General features: G+C 51.8%; 21 protein-coding genes. All 21 read left to right on the plus strand.

The window, feature by feature from the left end; all coding sequences use genetic code 11:
• Positions 1 to 32: 32 nt before the first annotated feature.
• Entirely contained in the window at positions 33 to 866 is an 834-nt protein-coding gene (locus ACULM0_RS08835; RefSeq protein ID WP_463677183.1) for a P-loop NTPase family protein, read from the plus strand.
• The gene (locus tag ACULM0_RS08840; RefSeq protein ID WP_463677184.1) at positions 863 to 2,140 is read left to right on the plus strand and encodes an ATPase, T2SS/T4P/T4SS family; all 1,278 of its coding nucleotides are present in this window, start codon (positions 863 to 865) and stop codon (positions 2,138 to 2,140) included. The genes ACULM0_RS08835 and ACULM0_RS08840 overlap by 4 nt, the downstream gene beginning before the upstream one ends.
• Positions 2,040 to 2,894: a hypothetical protein gene (locus ACULM0_RS08845; protein ID WP_463677185.1), complete on the plus strand. Its 855-nt coding sequence runs from the start codon at positions 2,040 to 2,042 to the stop codon at positions 2,892 to 2,894. Before ACULM0_RS08840 ends, ACULM0_RS08845 begins: the two co-directional genes overlap by 101 nt.
• Complete coding sequence (locus ACULM0_RS08850) at positions 2,884 to 3,585, plus strand: hypothetical protein (RefSeq protein ID WP_463677186.1); 702 nt, start codon at positions 2,884 to 2,886, stop codon at positions 3,583 to 3,585. The genes ACULM0_RS08845 and ACULM0_RS08850 overlap by 11 nt, the downstream gene beginning before the upstream one ends.
• A 12-nt stretch (positions 3,586 to 3,597) precedes the next feature.
• Positions 3,598 to 3,810: a hypothetical protein gene (locus ACULM0_RS08855; RefSeq protein WP_463677187.1), complete on the plus strand. Its 213-nt coding sequence runs from the start codon at positions 3,598 to 3,600 to the stop codon at positions 3,808 to 3,810.
• A 59-nt stretch (positions 3,811 to 3,869) separates the two neighbouring features.
• Positions 3,870 to 4,166, plus strand: a complete 297-nt coding sequence (locus ACULM0_RS08860; RefSeq protein ID WP_463677188.1) for a hypothetical protein — start codon at positions 3,870 to 3,872, stop codon at positions 4,164 to 4,166.
• Positions 4,166 to 4,456 (plus strand): hypothetical protein, encoded by a 291-nt coding sequence (locus ACULM0_RS08865; RefSeq protein WP_463677189.1) that lies wholly within the window; start codon positions 4,166 to 4,168, stop codon positions 4,454 to 4,456. The genes ACULM0_RS08860 and ACULM0_RS08865 overlap by 1 nt, the downstream gene beginning before the upstream one ends.
• A gap of 17 nt (positions 4,457 to 4,473) precedes the next feature.
• Positions 4,474 to 5,040, plus strand: coding sequence for a hypothetical protein (locus ACULM0_RS08870; protein WP_463677190.1), 567 nt, complete (start codon positions 4,474 to 4,476; stop codon positions 5,038 to 5,040).
• Between the two features lie 120 nt (positions 5,041 to 5,160).
• Positions 5,161 to 6,588, plus strand: coding sequence for an ATP-binding protein (locus tag ACULM0_RS08875; protein WP_463677191.1), 1,428 nt, complete (start codon positions 5,161 to 5,163; stop codon positions 6,586 to 6,588).
• A 67-nt stretch (positions 6,589 to 6,655) separates the two neighbouring features.
• Positions 6,656 to 7,813, plus strand: coding sequence for a THUMP domain-containing class I SAM-dependent RNA methyltransferase (locus ACULM0_RS08880; protein WP_463677192.1), 1,158 nt, complete (start codon positions 6,656 to 6,658; stop codon positions 7,811 to 7,813).
• On the plus strand, positions 7,791 to 8,882 hold the full coding sequence (locus ACULM0_RS08885) for a DUF5711 family protein (protein WP_463677193.1): 1,092 nt from the start codon (positions 7,791 to 7,793) through the stop codon (positions 8,880 to 8,882). Before ACULM0_RS08880 ends, ACULM0_RS08885 begins: the two co-directional genes overlap by 23 nt.
• Before the next feature lie 25 nt (positions 8,883 to 8,907).
• On the plus strand, positions 8,908 to 9,534 hold the full coding sequence (locus tag ACULM0_RS08890; protein WP_463677194.1) for a CvpA family protein: 627 nt from the start codon (positions 8,908 to 8,910) through the stop codon (positions 9,532 to 9,534).
• A gap of 15 nt (positions 9,535 to 9,549) precedes the next feature.
• On the plus strand, positions 9,550 to 10,143 hold the full coding sequence (yedF, locus tag ACULM0_RS08895) for a sulfurtransferase-like selenium metabolism protein YedF (RefSeq protein ID WP_463677195.1): 594 nt from the start codon (positions 9,550 to 9,552) through the stop codon (positions 10,141 to 10,143).
• Between the two features lie 16 nt (positions 10,144 to 10,159).
• Entirely contained in the window at positions 10,160 to 10,366 is a 207-nt protein-coding gene (locus ACULM0_RS08900; protein WP_463677196.1) for a DUF951 domain-containing protein, read from the plus strand.
• A 98-nt stretch (positions 10,367 to 10,464) separates the two neighbouring features.
• Positions 10,465 to 11,646 (plus strand): aminotransferase-like domain-containing protein, encoded by a 1,182-nt coding sequence (locus ACULM0_RS08905; RefSeq protein ID WP_463677197.1) that lies wholly within the window; start codon positions 10,465 to 10,467, stop codon positions 11,644 to 11,646.
• Positions 11,647 to 12,130: 484 nt separating this feature from the next.
• Positions 12,131 to 12,418 carry a 30S ribosomal protein S6 gene (gene rpsF, locus ACULM0_RS08910; protein ID WP_463677198.1) on the plus strand — a complete coding sequence of 96 codons (288 nt, stop codon included), beginning with the start codon at positions 12,131 to 12,133 and terminating at the stop codon, positions 12,416 to 12,418.
• A 21-nt stretch (positions 12,419 to 12,439) separates the two neighbouring features.
• Positions 12,440 to 12,910, plus strand: a complete 471-nt coding sequence (locus ACULM0_RS08915) for a single-stranded DNA-binding protein (protein ID WP_463677199.1) — start codon at positions 12,440 to 12,442, stop codon at positions 12,908 to 12,910.
• A 22-nt stretch (positions 12,911 to 12,932) separates the two neighbouring features.
• Entirely contained in the window at positions 12,933 to 13,151 is a 219-nt protein-coding gene (rpsR, locus tag ACULM0_RS08920; RefSeq protein ID WP_463677200.1) for a 30S ribosomal protein S18, read from the plus strand.
• Positions 13,152 to 13,292: 141 nt separating this feature from the next.
• Positions 13,293 to 14,174 (plus strand): DUF2232 domain-containing protein, encoded by an 882-nt coding sequence (locus tag ACULM0_RS08925; protein ID WP_463677201.1) that lies wholly within the window; start codon positions 13,293 to 13,295, stop codon positions 14,172 to 14,174.
• A 4-nt stretch (positions 14,175 to 14,178) separates the two neighbouring features.
• Positions 14,179 to 16,167, plus strand: coding sequence for a DHH family phosphoesterase (locus tag ACULM0_RS08930; RefSeq protein WP_463677202.1), 1,989 nt, complete (start codon positions 14,179 to 14,181; stop codon positions 16,165 to 16,167).
• Positions 16,164 to 16,610 (plus strand): 50S ribosomal protein L9, encoded by a 447-nt coding sequence (gene rplI / locus ACULM0_RS08935; RefSeq protein ID WP_463677203.1) that lies wholly within the window; start codon positions 16,164 to 16,166, stop codon positions 16,608 to 16,610. The genes ACULM0_RS08930 and rplI overlap by 4 nt, the downstream gene beginning before the upstream one ends.

The following is a 16,610-nucleotide window of genomic DNA, read 5'->3' on the forward strand; positions in this document are numbered from 1 at the left end:
ATAATATGGAATATAGAAAGGGGGAGGGGCCCATGGAAATCACCGGATTGTTCGGAGGACTACGCTCGAAACTGGCTACGCCCGTCGTGAGAAAGTATGGCAAGGTGATGCATATCGTCGTTTGGAGTCATCCGGTCTTTGCCTATGAACTGGCCTATACAATGGCCAAGAGCATGAAGAAGAAAGTGATGTTGGTGAACGGAGATCTTTTTTCACCCTTCATCAGTGATTTCAGTCATACCGATGCGACGATCCAGGAGCCGCATTCTTCGCTCCATCCCATGGATCTTACGGGGCTCAACCTGATGATGAACGCGGTGTCCGAGGGAAAGCGCGATAAGAAGATCATACACCGCTATATCAATCGACATCCGAAGACCGATCGACTGTCGATGCTGACGGGTAACTACCGGCCCGAGAATGCAGAGTTCTGCCGTCTGGAGCAGTATCAACAGGTGATCGCTCTGTTGAAGGATGAGTTCGATGTGCTCGTCGAGAATGTATCGCCGAATCTCTACGATGAAATCAGCTGCAGCGGGATGCTCAGTGCGGATGTCGTCTTGTTTCCCCGGAGGCTGACATTAGCAGATATCCGCGCCATCCATGAATGGGTCTTGTTCTTGGAACGTTTTCAGGGCTTTGATCCTAAGAAGGCTTCCCTAGTGGCTTATGATTACCCCTATCGTCTGCGGAGTCCACTTCGTGCGGCGGAAGAGGTGACGCCGATGCGCATCCTCGGTTCGATTCCGATGAATCGAAAACGCGATCACACGCTCCTCAAAGGCGAGCGCTACCTACCACCGAAAAAAGTGAGAAAAGCCCACCGTCGCTTGATTCGAAAACTGGTCAGGACGTGGACGATATGATGTTGACCACATTGCGCCGGCCGATGCATGCATCTCCTTCAAAGGAAAATCGCGTCTTCGGTGCGGACACCATGCGGCAGAAGGTGATCGATGAACTCTTGGCCACTTCGCCGGATCTGGTATCGGGTTTCGATCGGGGGGAGGTGGAGGAGGTACACTTGAAACAGGGGATCGTGCACATTATCGATCGATTGGAGCTGGGTTATTACAGAGATGAAATCCTGACCGCTGTCTTCGACTACCTCTTTGGTTACGGACCTCTTGAGGAACTCCTTTCCGATCCTGAGGTCACGGATATCGATGCGACGCGCTATCATCACTTTACAATCAAGCGAAGGGGACGGCGGGAAAAGGTGGCCGTGGCTTTTGAGAACGAGATCATGTTCTCTGCTTTTTGCAAACTACTGATCATCCGAAATGGAGGGGTGATCAATGAGTCGAGATGCCACGCCCGCGTATCGGACGAAAAGCGACAGTTACGGATCAACGTGACCGTCCCTCCACTTAGCGCGACAGGCTCTTCGCTATCGATCCGAAAGCATGCGCGCGAGCGATACGATCTTGATCGGCTCGTGGAGATGGAAATGCTGACCCCTTCCCTGGCCGTAGCCCTCCGACGCATGATGTCCACCCAGGAACGCTTTCTCATCTGCGGAAAAGGCGGGGCGGGGAAAACCACCCTTCTCCGCGCGCTTCTCGAAGAAGTCCCCTGGTCCCAGCGTTTGCTGATCTGTGAGTCCGATGCTGAGATTTTCCCCCGAAAGCCCAACCTCATGGTACACAGAATCCGAAAGATCAAGGGGCAGAAACAGGAGACCCTACAACGTCTCATTCAGGATGGGCTCACGATGTCCCTCGATGGTTACTGCATCGGAGAAATCGTAGGTGAGGAGGCCTGGGAGTTCATCAAGGCCGGGTTTACAGATCATAGGATCATGGCAACCCTCCATGCCATGGGGCCAGAAGAAGCCCTGCTTCGTCTCTACTCACTGATGCGAACCTCTAACGATCCCGAAACGAGCAAGCGGATGATCGCAAGGGGAATCGACCGGATTATCTATCTACGGTCCTTCCGCGTGGAACGGATTGTCGATGAGCTTTCATACGATGGAATCTTTCGTTATCAGGAGCGGTATACAGAAGAAAGCGGTTGGATCGAAAGGAGGTCGGAGGATGTTGATCGTGAGAACGCTGTTGAATCTGATGATCCTGCTCACACTGGGCAGCCTGCTCTTCAGAACAAGAGTGAAGAGACGCCCCAGGAGCCCGCGTGAGGGTAGACGGTTTTGGCAGGCCCCCTTGATGATCCAGCGTTGGCTGGGGGGATACGAGGCCCACTTCACCCTTTTGATGATGATTCTAACGGTGATGATGGCCGGCTTCTTGTTTAGGAATATCTTCAGCACGACACCGATTCGACTGGTGGTGGCGATGGGCTTTTCCTCCCTGGTCTTTGTCTTCTACGAGGGCATCGCACTGCTAGAGACCGAGGCACTACGGCGACAGTATCTACCGCTGATCACCCAGCTTTCCAAATGGTTGAGCATTCGAGATGATCTGGCCTATGCGATTGAAAAAGCAAGCGCAGAAGGTTTTCGGTTTCCCCTGTCCGTCTATCTCTCGGATTTTACGATTGCCCTACAACGCGGGATGGAAATGACGGCCACAATGGACCGGCTCGCGGACCGCCTCCAGCTACAGGTTTACCGCGATGCGCTCATCCAGATGACCCAGGTGCTCGTCCATCACGGAGATATGGTGGGCCTGGTCCGTCAACTGGAGGAAGAGGGCTTTTCCCTGGAGAAAGAGGTGATGAGAAGTAAGATGGAAATGCGCAGGGAACTCATGATCCTCCTGGGCATCTTGCTGTCGATCCCCCTGATCGCCCTTCTATTGATCGACACGCAACCTTCGATCCGATTATTCTATCTGGAGTCGGTTTGGGGCACCTGGCTGTTGGCGGGCTACTTCACGTCCTATCACTTGGGTCTATTCTTGATCCTCCACTTGTTGGCCTATGAGCATTGAGTCCTACCTTTACCCTGCGCTCAGTATCCTCCTCTTCCTCCTTCTCTCATCGAGCATAGATGCACAGCGCCGTTACAAGCGTCTGCGGTCGCGCTATGATCGGCAAAGAAAAGACGGCAGACCAGGCTATCGATGGTTTGCCCTCCTTCTTCCTTTCGGATTGTTTCACCTGAGGATAGCCTTTGGTCTGATCATGATCCTTTGTACCTGGCGCTATGGAAAGCACCTTGCCAAGCATCGCAAGGAGGTGGTCTTCCAACAGTTCGCCTATCGGGCCTATCGGTACCTGAACATGCAACTGAATGCAGGCGTACGCCTCGAAGATGCGCTCGGACGTCTTCATCTGATGACGCCTCACCGGGGGTTGCAGGCAGAAGTTTCGGAGTTCACGGGCACCTATCTGCGCAACTACCATCTGGACCAAGCCATGGAAGTGCTGTCTCACTATGAGGATAGCTACCTGTTGAAGAACGCATTGAGGCGCTTTGATGTGGAAGGGGGAGGCGGCCTTTACCGACAAGAAGAGAAGTTGATGTTTGAAAAATACCTAACCGGATTGCGGCTGGGTTACAAGAATCGGCGGCAACAGATGGTGTTCGTCGGCATCGTTTACCTTGGACTTTTGGTGATCTTGATCTTGATCCCGATTCTCTTTGACATGATGATGGCCACCCAACTGTTGTTCACCTGAAAGGAGAACCGTATGAATTGGATGAAAGAATGGATGACCCGGCACTGGCATATGAATGAAAAGGGGGAGTTTGGGATTGGTCCGATCATCAGCCTGGCTGTCGCCCTGATCATTGCCGCGTTTGTCTTGATACCGGGCTTTAAAGATTTTTCCGAGATGGTACTGAACGACATGGATATCTGGTGGAATAACACGGTTAGCGAAGTCGTGTTCCCTCTCGAGTGATGGCTCTAGCGGATAGCGTTGTTTTCGCTTGCTGCCTTGTGATGACATTGGTGCTCGTCGTGGCGATGTTCGATTACGCAATGGTACTGCATCTGAAGATGCAGTTCGATCAAATGGGTGCCCTGCTCTTCAGCGAATGGTCCGGGAAACCGTTGGAAGAAGAGTCGATTGCGCTGGTGGAAGAACGATTGACCCGACTTGGATTTGAGTCGATCGGTATTGAGAGTTGGGAAGATGAGAAGAGACACTTGATGTTGACCGGTAATCTCGAACGCACCTACCGGACCGGAATTTTCGATCGGGAACTCAGGGAGCAGACCTTTCGGTTTTACCGCGTGCTACCTGGGGCGAACTGATGCAATGGGTGCTCCTGTGGGCCAGCATCTTGCTGCTGCTCTTCCTTCCTATAGTCCAGGTGATCCTCAGTCAAGCCACGCTCTTACACACGCATCGACAGCTGGTGGATTTTCTAGGGAAACTACCCTTTGGACTTACCGAAGAGGAAGTGGAGGTGTTGCTCGCCGCATCGGGGTTTGATGAAGGGATCGTTCGGCTCCTGTCCATGGAAGGGGCTGCTTACCGACTGGAGTACGTTTGTCCCCTGACCCGAAGGACGCGGGCATTGAAAGTACGCGGCGCAGATTAAAGAAAGGAGGGTGAACCGTGCGATACACGGGTAGAATACTGGTTTTGGTCCTTTGCGCGCTGACGCTCTTCTACTTACAGGTGAGGGCTTCGCGCGCGATTATTTCCGGTGATATGGTGGCCTATCCCACGCTCGTTCGTACTTACAAACGCCACGAACCGATCGTGATGATGGATCTGGAGGTCGTTGAAGTCAAGAAGAACAACTTGTTGTCTCCCCCCTTAACCGTTGAAGAACTTGTGGGAAAAAAAGCAGGTCAGCTGATCTTGCCGGGTACGCCCTTGGACGAGCGACTGCTCTACGACCCCATTGATAAGAAGGCGGAGGGCCACTATCTCGTGGCGGTTTCCTTTGATACGGTGGAAACAGTCTGCTGGCAAGTGGGTATTGGGGATGTTGTGGACTTGATCTTCAAACCTTCTGACCGTTACCGTAGGACCGAACGGTACGAAAAACTCCGTATCGTGGATGAAAAGGAGGAAGGTCATCGAAAGCGATATCTGATTTTTGAGGGGCCGGAGGAAACGATCACGTCCATCATATACAATCGAAGCCATGGCACCTTTGAAGTTCTCACGAGATGAGAACTTCTTTGGTTTTTGGAGACTTTCTGCAGGGGCTCGCTCACCGTGGGCGGGAAAACAGTGGGTTTTCTCTCGAGTTTTGATATAATGAAGAGAAGAAAGAAGAGGGAGGGGTCGCGCTTGAACAAAGAATCAATCGAGGGATTGTTGAATGCCGTGTCTGCCTACATCCTTGAGATCGATGAAAAGGATGAAATCCTGTGGGGTAATGAGGCGGCACATAAACTTGAACCCGATCTTTTGCACCGACCTGTGACGGAGGCCTTTCCCTTCTTGCCGGAGATTCCGGCGAATGGGGAAGAGGCGCATATCGTGCAGGAGGCGGTACACCGGTCGAACGAGATTCTCTGGCGATTGAAAACGGTGGACCTAGAAGGCCGTCGCTTTCTTTTCATGGAAGAACTGACCAATATACTCTTGTCGAATGAAGCCGTACGGTCGTACATCGAACAGCTCTTCTTGCTCAAAAAACACGTGGAAGAAGAATCACAACAACAGATGGCCCATCGTCAATTTCTTCTGGCGATGCATAAGACGTTATCCGCCTACTATGATGCCCTCTTCGCCCTCTCCACCGGTGGCTATGCCATCGACCCCGCCTACAAGCGGCTCTTTTCCTTCCAGTTGAACCGGTACGAACTGACGCTCAAAAACCTGAGCGCGCTTGATGAGGAGACCCCCTTGGAGATCCCCAGGGTCGTGGTGAACCCCAGGCTGATGATCGACCAGATCAAAACACTGGTCACTCCTCTGGTGGATGCCCGTGGGCTTGTGATTAACACGGAAGTCGCTCCGGGTATTCCCAAGATGGTCTACGCCACGGCCACGGCTATCGAGCTCATCTTATTCAACCTTCTACTCAATGCGATCGAGGCTTCCCGACGGGGCGAGATTCACTTGTCCATGTCCGCGGAGGAACATCGATTCCTCATCAAGGTAGAAGACCCTGGGACGGGTTTTGATGCGCGTTCGGCAGCACAAATTTTTGATGCTTTTTATTCAAAGAAGAAAGATCACCTAGGCCTCGGATTGACCTTATCCAGGCGATTGGCCCTTCGGGTCGGCGGACAGCTAGAGGTCCAATCCCCGGGGACCATGGGGGTCACGGCGACGTTGATCGTACCCTACGGAGACATCAACCGGGAGGTACAGGGACCGTCAGAAGAACGAAAGGCAGACCGAGCACTGCTCATGATCGGTGAATCGCAGACCATCGACCGCATCAAGCTCGATAGTCTGATTGGAGAACGCTATGATCTCGTCTACTTCGATGACGGCGATAGCATGCTCCGTGGCCTGAGGGAAAAGAAACCCGATCTGATCCTAGTGGACGTGTTGTTACCCGGGAAAAGTGGTTTCGACCTATTGGATATACTAAGGGGCACTGATATGTGGCAGGAGATCCCGGTGGTGGTATCGAGCCGGAAGATCGTTGAAATTGAGCGGGACTACCTGATCAGCTACGGTTTTGATGAACACCTTGAAAAACCCTACGAAGAAAAACGCGTCATCGAGACGATCGAACACTTGTTGCCCCACTCACGGTGAGTGGAGGCATCGCGAGCGAAAAAACGGAGGTGAATCGCGCAGCGGCAATACCAGCTGCGCAACTCATATGAACTATACAATCATTGCAACAACCACCTTTGGGGTGGAAGCGATCGTGGGCAGCGAACTGAAAGAACTGGGGTATGAAGTCACCGTGCACAACGGGTACGCATCCTTCGAAGGAACCCTGGAGGACATGGTGCGTGCCAACCTGTGGTTGCGCACGGCCGAGCGCGTGTTTATCGAGCTCGCGCAGTTCAAAGCGAGGAGCTTTGAAGAGCTTTACCAAGGGGTCCGTCAGATCGAGTGGGAAAAGTTCATCGAGCAGGACGGAGCGTTTCCCGTTAATGCAAAAAGCGTGAAGAGCACCCTCTTCAGCCTCTCGGATATCCAGTCGATCTCTAAGAAGGCTACCGTCGATCGGCTCGCCAAGATTCGGAAAACAGAGTGGCTGGACGAATCGGGCCCAACTTATCCTATCCTGATCAGTATACTGAAGGACCGGGTGAGTGTATTGTTGGATACATCTCTCACAGGCCTGCACAAGCGTGGTTATCGCTTGCAACAAAAGGAAGCTCCCTTGAAAGAAACGCTGGCAGCCGCGATGCTCAAGATCGCTCGCTGGAAGCCGGCCATCCCCTTGATCGATCCATTGTGCGGATCGGGGACCATTCCTATCGAAGCCGCCATGATGGGTCTTTCCATCGCACCCGGCCTCGGGCGCACCTTTGCCTTCGACGATTGGTCCTTTGTTCCCGACGATATGATCCGCCGTGTACGCGATGAGGCGGCAAGCATGAGGCGGGACCTCCCGCTACAAATCTTCGGTTACGACCGAGACCGCGGGAGCATCGAAGCCGCAAAGGAAAATGCCCGGACGGCGGGGGTCTCCGAGTACATTCAGTTTGAAACGGCAGAGGTATCAGAACTATCGTCGGAGCTGGATTATGGGTACGTGATCACGAATCCTCCCTATGGGGAGCGACTGTCCGATCGCCGCTCTGTGGAAGCCCTGTACGAGCGGATGGGGGATCGTTTTGAGAAATTGGAGACCTGGTCGAAGTACGTACTTACCTCTCACGAAGGGTTCGAAGGGTCTTACGGAAAAAAGGCCACGAAGAACCGCAAGCTTTACAATGGCAATATCAAATGTTACTACTATCAATATTACGGGCCGCGGCCACCGAAAAAAGTGATCGATCATGCGCTGGCTACCGAAGAGTAGGTTCTCCTCGATCCTGTGGTTGCTGGTCTCCCTACTGATTGTCTTCCGTGCGGGCTTCCTTCTCGATCTCCTTCCCGGTCGATCGACCCGGGTGATCGAAGGCGTGAGCAGAATCCGGTTCAACGAGGCGGGGACCTACTTCGATGAAGTGACCTTTCTCGCCCAAGGGGATCATCTCTACGTCGGCGAGAACCAGTTGCTACGCAAGTATCGCAACGATGGAGAATTGATTTGGGAAAAAGAAGTGGAAACCGATGCGCTGTCGCTGGTGGGGGAGGGCAAGTACCTCTATCTGGTGGACAAGCGGCGGGGACACTTGGTGCGAATCGATGAAGAGGGGGAAATTCAGGCCAGCCATTACGGCTTAGGCGAACTGTCCTTCGTCAGTATCGAGCAGGACAACGTGGTGGTCCTCCGTCCGGGAGAAGTTATCGTTCTCGATCGGACGCTGACGGAAAAGCGTGTCCATCCGATACAAAATGGCGAGGTTTTACACGTCAAGCGCTTTGGTGACCGCCTGTATTTTTCGCAGCTCATTTTTTCTGAAGGTACGATTGGTCACGATCTCTACGAATACGCGCTCAACGGTTTGATCTTGGAGGGACACAAGTTCAGCGGAGAAATCATCTTGGATTTTGACAAAATAGGAGAAACGCTCTGGGTGGTTACGGATCGGCAGGGTTACCGCATCTCTGGAGAGGAGATGACGGAGTATCCCTTCCAACACCGCATCCAGTCGGTTCTATTCGATGACGAGCGATTGATTTTTTCCTTTCGAAAAGAAGCCGATCCGGCCCTCGATGTGAACGTCAACGAGGGTGTGATGATCCTTACGAGAGAACTAGACCTCTTGATGGAAACCTATCTGCCCCACACGATCGATGATCTTGCTGTCGTGCGCGGTGGTTTTGCCATCGCGAGCGGAGAGCAGCTTTATTTTTACGATGAATCCTTCGCATTGTTGCAAGAAAGACGTTTCGATGAGCCGGTAGAGGCTCTCGTGAAAATCGATGACCATCATCTCGCGGCCATCACGCTGAAGACGATCAATCTGATCACCCTCCGGTGATCCTAAGAGAAGTAGGTGTTTGCACATGAATTACGTAGATTTGATCATAGCGGTGGTCTTTGCTTTTTATCTCCTCTCGGGTTACTCCCGAGGATTGATCTTGAGCCTGGTTTACCTCTTCCGCTATATCGGGGCCTTTTTGGTCGCACGCCAGTATTTCAGGCCCTTTACCGCAGTGCTTGTGGATCAGGCCTCCTTCTTGGCAGAGTGGCGAGACAAGATGGTCGGCTCCTTCGAGGATTTTCTCGCCACCTCGGAAGGCGTGGCGGGCCTTCCCCGGTTGGCCCAACGTCTCGTTGAAGACCAAGGGGTGGAGCTCGCGGAAGTTCCGGATTTTCTCGCCGATCTCCTGTTGGAGGGTCTGGGCTTTCTGGTGCTCTTTCTCCTGACCATGCTTCTGATCACATTGGTCGGGCATCTGGTCAACAGTTTCTTCGAACTACCCCTGTTGAAGGACGTCAACCGTCTCGCGGGATTATTCTTTGGTGTGGTGCGGGCAGGCATCTTCGTGATGGTCGTTGTCGCGGCGATCACCGTTTTCTCGCCGGTTTTCGGCTGGAGCGATCTGCTGGCGGACATCGCTACGAGTACCTCCGGGCGGTTTTTCTACCATAACAATCTCGTGATGTATCTGGTCTATTCTTATCTTTAAAAGGAGAGTTTTTCAATGAAAGTTCAAGTAGACGGACGTGGTCTTACCCCGCCGACACCGGCGCTGTTGACCCAAAAGGCACTCGAGCATCTTGTGGAGGGGAGCGTTGAAACCTTCGTCGATAGTCGCGAGGCCATGGAGCAGGTGGTGGCGCTCTGTCGACGACTTCACTATCACTACGATGTCATGGAGATCGATGGGCTCTACCAGATCTCGATCTTCAAGTGCGAGCTGAACATGGAGAATGAACTGATGCCCGAGGAGAAGCCGAAAATTGAGGATCTGGCGATTTTCGTGGTCCACCCCACAATTGGGGAGGAGGAAATCCTGGGGGATGTACTGATCCGGGGGTACTTCCACACCCTCGCCCAACGAAAGATGCTTCCAAGGGCCCTGCTCTTTGCCAACGAGGGGGTCTTTCTCACCACAGAAGGCTCACCGGTGCTCGATGCCTTGAGAAAGCTGGAGAGTTTGGGCGTGGAGATCCTCTCCTGTAGCACCAGTTTGGATTACTTCGGTCGGAAGAATCGACTGGCCGTGGGTGGCGCTTCCACGATGGTCACGATTGTGAAACGAATGCACAGCGTGAAACGTACGATCACGATTTAGGGAGGAGGTAGGAGCCATGCCGTTGGCCATACAGGTGGGTGATACCATCGAAACAAAGAAAAAACATCCCTGCGGGGGGAATACCTTCGCGGTGCTCCGGACGGGCATAGATTTTCGTATCGCCTGCACAACCTGCGGAAAGCAGATCTGGATTCCCAGGACAAAACTCGAGAAGCGAGTCAAGAGGATTATCCCTGGTGAGCAAAAGGATGAGAACGCATAACAATTTCAAAAGAAACAACAACGCTGCTAAAAACAATGGAATGATTCGTGCTATAATAACAAGAGAAAACCTTTTCCCAAGCATGATGGAGGTGTAGCATGTCGTTGAAATATGCGAAACGTATGGATCTCATTAAAGCTTCTGAGATTCGAGAAATTTTAAAGCTCACCCTGCGACCGGAGATCATTTCCTTTGCGGGCGGATTACCAGCTCCCGAACTCTTCCCGGTGGAAGCGATGAAATCGGTCAGTCAACAGGTACTGGAAGAGCAGGGGCAAGAGGCACTTCAGTATTCTACCACTGAGGGCTATGACCCTCTCCGGACGCACATTGCCAAACGCATGATAGTGCGCGGTATTCCTACGACGAAAGACGACATTCTGATCACCAGCGGATCCCAGCAGGGCCTCGATTTCTCTGGTAAGATCTTTCTCGATCCGGAAGATGCGGTTCTCGTGGAGAGTCCATCTTACCTCGGTGCCATCAATGCCTTCAAAGCATACGAATGTCGCTTCATCGAAGTGAAGACCGATGAGAACGGCATGGATATCGTGGATCTCGAGGAGAAGATTAAGACGAACGATCAGATCAAGATGATCTACGTGATCCCGGACTTCCAGAATCCTTCCGGAAGAACCTGGTCCCTGGAGCGAAGACAAAAGCTGATTGAGATTGCCAACCGCTATGACCTTCCCATTGTCGAAGACAATCCCTATGGGGAGCTGCGCTTCGAAGGAGAGGAAATGCCCCCGATCAAATCCCTCGATACGGAAGGACGGGTAATCTATCTCGGGACATTCTCAAAAACATTTAGTCCGGGCCTGCGCATCGGTTGGGTGATGGCATCGCCGGAAGTTCTCAACAAGTATATCCAGATCAAGCAAGGCGCGGATCTACAGACCAACACCATGAGCCAGCGTGAGTTGGCCCTATATCTGGATCAGAATGATCTCGATGTCCATATCGAGAAAATCATCTCTGTCTACCGTAGACGCAGGGATCTGATGTTCCAGACGATGGAAGAGAGTTTCCCCAAGGGTGTCGAGTGGACGCATCCGGAGGGCGGGCTCTTCCTATGGGTGACCCTGCCCGAGCATATGAATAGCAAGGCCCTCATGGCAAAGGCTGTGGAGAGAAAAGTGGCCTTTGTGCCTGGCGGCTCCTTCTTCCCCAACGGTGGGGTGCACAACACGATGCGCATCAATTACTCCACGATGCCCGACGAGAAGATCGTGGAGGGAATCCGACGATTAGGGGCTGTGATCAAGGAGAATATGTAGTCAAAAAAATAAAATTGGACCCCGTCTTAGTGACAGCGTCCGCTATATGTAAGAGCAAGCCATCTCTTTGAAAGATGGTTTGCTTTTTATTGCTGCGAAGGACTTCGCTTGGCAAACGGTTTCGAAGTCCTCCATTAGAACATGTTGTAGAATCGGTCCCAACGTTCATTTTCATTTTCTTCACCGTACAGGTTCGTGAGGAATGTGAATGTCAATAAGCTCATCATGAATAATCGCTCCTTTCGATTGTGGTTTGTGTCCCCTGAGGACAAATTCAGTATAGCAGGTATCCAATCAATGACAAGGTGGAAAACGGTGTCCGGCTTGGGAAAACATTGCCTGCTTTCCGACAACGTTTTCCTACAAAAAGCTTGATTCTGCCTCTGGGAGCTGATATAATCCTAAGTTGTAGTGTGGAAAAGTCCACTCTCTGCCCCTGGCATAAGTGACCGGGGGCCATCAGTCCAAAGGGAGGTGTATTCTCATGAGAAAGTATGAAACGCTTTTCATCCTGAGACCAAGTCTTGAGGAAGAAAAAAGAATCGAAGTGATCGATTTCTTCAAGTCCATTATCGCTGAAAAAGGTGAAGTGGTGAACGTCGACGAGTGGGGTAACAAGCGACTCGCGTACGAAATCGAGAAGATCCGAGAAGGTTACTACGTATTGATTGACTTCAATGCGGAGACGGACCATATCATGGAGCTCGAGCGTCACTTTAAAATCAACGATGATGTTATGCGTTATATCGTCATCAACAAAGAGGAAAAGTAATCAGGAAGGGGTACAAGCCACATGAATAACGTGATATTAATCGGTAGACTTGTTAGAGACCCCGAATTACGATTCATCTCCGGTACAGGCACGGCCGTGACGAATTTCACATTAGCTGTCGACAAGAATCTTTCGAGAGAGAAGAAGCAACAGTTCGAAAGCCAGGGAAAACCCACCGCGGATTTCATCCGGATCGTCGTGTGGGGGAAACAGGGCGAGAACTGTGCCAATTACCTAGCGAAGGGACGTCTGGTTGCCGTGAACGGCTCCATTCAGACGGGCAGTTATGAGAAAAACGGCGTGCGCCATTACACGACCGATATCAACGCCAACCGCGTCGAGTTTCTCGAGTGGGGCGATGGTCAATCCGGAAATACGGGTGGCGGACAACGCCAGACCAACAACTATGGTCAGAGCAACTCGGGATACGATGATTTCGATCCCAACGAGTTCAGCTCCGTAGACGACCAGGATGACGATATTCCATTCTAAAGAGTAAGGAGTGAAAAGCGACATGAGAAGAAGAAGAAAAAGAAGAGGTTGCTCTTTTTGTCAGGACAAAGTGACAGCAATCGATTATAAAGATACGAAAAAGTTACAGCGTTACCTGACCGACCGTGGGAAGATCTTACCCCGTCGAGCGACCGGCAATTGCGCGAAGCACCAACGTATGTTGACAAGCGCTATCAAGCGTGCACGTATTGTTGCGTTGCTTCCGTTCGTCAAGGAATAAGGAGATGCCCACTGTGCCTTCAACGGCCGTGGGCTTTTTTCATTGTCCCCACCGGCTGTGGTATAATGAAGAGACCTGACTGTATCAAAGGAGAGTGAAGATATTTTGAATCGATCGAGAGGCGTTACCGAAGGGGCACTCATGTCAGCCATTGTAGTCATCCTGACCTTCGCTGGACTCTTCATCCCATTTTTTACATACATCATGATGCTGATGCCCTCGTTGTTCGCGCTTCTTGCCTATCGGCATCCGATCAAGTACGGTATCGCGGCAGCTGTTGCCAGTAGCCTGATCATCTTTCTCTCCACCGGTCTAGAGCTCGGGCTCTTCACAGCCTTCTATGCAGGAGCCGGTGGACTGGTGATCGGATGGTCTATGTCCAGGAAGAAACCCCAGATCATGACCATCGGACTGGGTAGTGCTGTCATTTTGGGTGCTCTGATCATCATCCTCATGTGGGGCCAGGTGCTCTCGGGGATGGATTTCACCCAGATGATGCAAGAGCAGGTGAACATGATGAAGGAAATGATCGTGACCGCCCAAGTGGAGGGTGACGATGTGCTCACTTATCTCGATGATATGATGCAGCTGATCAAGATGATGGTGCCGAGTATTTTTGTTATTATGGCCATTCTCTTTTCGGTGATCAACGAGGGGTTCACCCGGTTCTTGATCCGCAGGTTCGGTATGTCCCTACCGGAGACCAGTGATTTTAAGTACTTTACACTACCGACGAATATCGTGATGGGCACACTGATTATCGGGGGACTTTCCTATCTCGCCGGCAGTCTCGGTTTTATCAACCGGGATGTGATGCTCATCAACGTGGTCAGTATCTTTTTCTTCATCTTCATGATCCAAGGGGCGGCGAGCGTTCTGTTCTTCACAGAGAAATGGGGTATCACGAAGGGGGTGCGCTATTTCATCCTCGTGATCTTGTTTATCTTTAACGCGGGTATGATCTTGACGCTTATCGGCTGGACCGATGCCGTCTTTAAACCCAGAGTGAGAAAGGCAGAGTGATTCCATGAGTCAAAAGAAACTGGACATGACGCTGCAAGTTCTTATTCCGCTGATGGTCATGCTGGCCGTCATGGTGGCCATTCTCTTTTATTACAATCTGTACCTGGGGTATGCTTTTGCAGCCATCTATCTCTATCTGGGTTACTATCTCTGGCATCTGAAGAGCAACCGGGACAAGCGATGGGACAAGACGATGGAACGGTTGACGCTGGACATGGATGCCGCTGCACGCTACTCTGTATTGAACCTGCCCTTTCCCCTGGTGCTGGTGGATATCGACGGCACCATTAGTTGGTACAATTCGAAGTTCCAGGAGATGATCGAAAAGAAGAATTACATGGGAGAAGGCATCAACAAGATTTTCTCGAGTATGGATATGGAACAGCTCGTGAGCTCAGAAGAGGATCGGTATATCACCCTGCGCGAGCGCACCTACCTGGTGAAGAACAACCTGATCAAAATCGATACGGAAGAGGATAAGTACATCGTGATGCTGTATTTCCTCGACCGCACGGATTATTATCAACTGATGGATCGTTACCGCGACGAAAAAATGACGGTCGCCCTGATCCAGGTGGACAATTACGACGATGTGATCAACGAGACCAAGGAGGAAAAGCGCCCCTTTGTCACCAGCGAGATCGATAAGCTCATTAATCTCTGGGCATCGCGTATGAACGCCGTGCTAAGAAAATACCAAAAAGACCGATATATCGTGGTCTTTGAGAAGAAGTACCTAGAGAATCTTGAGGCCAAGCGATTCTCCCTGCTCGATGATATGCGGGAGATTGAAGCCGGCAACAAGTTTCCGATCACCCTGAGCCTGGGTATCGGATGTATGGCCACCAACCCCAACAAACTGGAAGAGGAAGCCTTCAACTGTCTGGAACTGGCCCTCGGCCGTGGCGGCGACCAAGCCGTGGTCAACAAAGAGGGGAACTACGAGTTCTACGGTGGAAAATCCAAAGCGGTGGAAAAGCGAAATCGTGTAAAAGCAAGGATTATCGCGCACGCGCTCCGTCCCCTGATCGATGAGAGCTCTCAAGTGATCATCATGGGACACCGCTTCCCCGATATGGATGCCTATGGTGCGGCCATCGGGATGTGTCGTGCGGCTCTCAATCGCGGAAAGGATGCCTACATCGTTCTGAACGAGGTAAACGAGGCGATCCGCAATGTACACGCGGTATTCTCAGACAATGAGGATTACCAGTTCCTGACTACGGAAGAGGCCAAGGAGCGGATCGACGATCGCACCCTTCTCGTCATCGTGGATACCCACAGGCCTTCCTTCACCGAAGCACCGGAACTCTTACCGCTCGTGCACAATAAGGTGCTGTTGGACCATCACCGGAGGGGGACGGAGTTCATTGAGGACACCGTCTTAAAATACCTTGAGCCCTATGCATCGAGCACCAGCGAGCTGGTGTCCGAGGTGCTGAGCTATCTCGAGAACAAGGTGCATATCGAAAAGGAAGAGGCCGAGGCTTTGCTCGCCGGTATCGTGGTGGATACGAAGAACTTCACCGTGAAAACCGGTGTGAGGACCTTTGAAGCCGCCAGCTTCCTGCGCCGTTTCGGTGCGGATACCACCAACGTCCGTCAGTTGTTCCAGGACGACCTGAGCACACTGGTGGCCAAGTCTGAAGTGATCAAGCATGCGACCCTCTACCGGAGCGACGTGGCTATTTCCGTTGTGGCGGATGATATGGAGAACATCCAGCTGATTGCTGCCCAGGGCGCCGATGCCCTGCTCAATATCCGCGGAGTCGAATCCTCCTTTGTTATCGGGAAGAAAAGCGACGGAATGGTCTTCATCAGCGGCAGAAGCCTGGGCGATACCAACGTACAGGTGATCTTGGAGCAACTGGGTGGTGGAGGTCATATGTCCGTGGCCGGTGCTCAATTCGAAGAAAAATCACTTGAAGAAGTTCGCTCTCTCTTAGAGGAAGCGATCGATACCTATTTTGAAGAGGGAGGAGATCAATCATGAAAGTCATTCTCTTAGAAGATATCAAAGGTACAGGTAAAAAAGGTGACATGGTGGAGGTCAGCGATGGCCACGGCCGAAATTTCCTAATCCCCAAGGGGTTAGCGAAGAAAGCGACCGAGGGTAATGTGAAGGAAATGAAAGCCCACAAGAAATCCATGAAGAAGCGCAAGGAAGAAGAACTGGACGATGCCAAGGCGCTCAAGGAAAAGATTGAGAAGCTGGAAGTGACCATCAAGGCAAAGGCCGGCGATGGTGGAAGACTTTTCGGTTCCGTGACGAACAATGATATCGCCAAAGCGATGGCGAGCCAGCATAAGATCAAAATCGATAAGAAGAAAATCGATATGGAGGGGCCCATTCGACAGCTTGGATACAGCCAGGTACCCTGCAAGCTCCATCAAGAGGTAACGGCAACCATCAAGGTTCACGTTATCGAAGAGTAA

It is taken from the genome of Halotolerantifilum yawarlongkerapense (genome assembly GCF_054506745.1).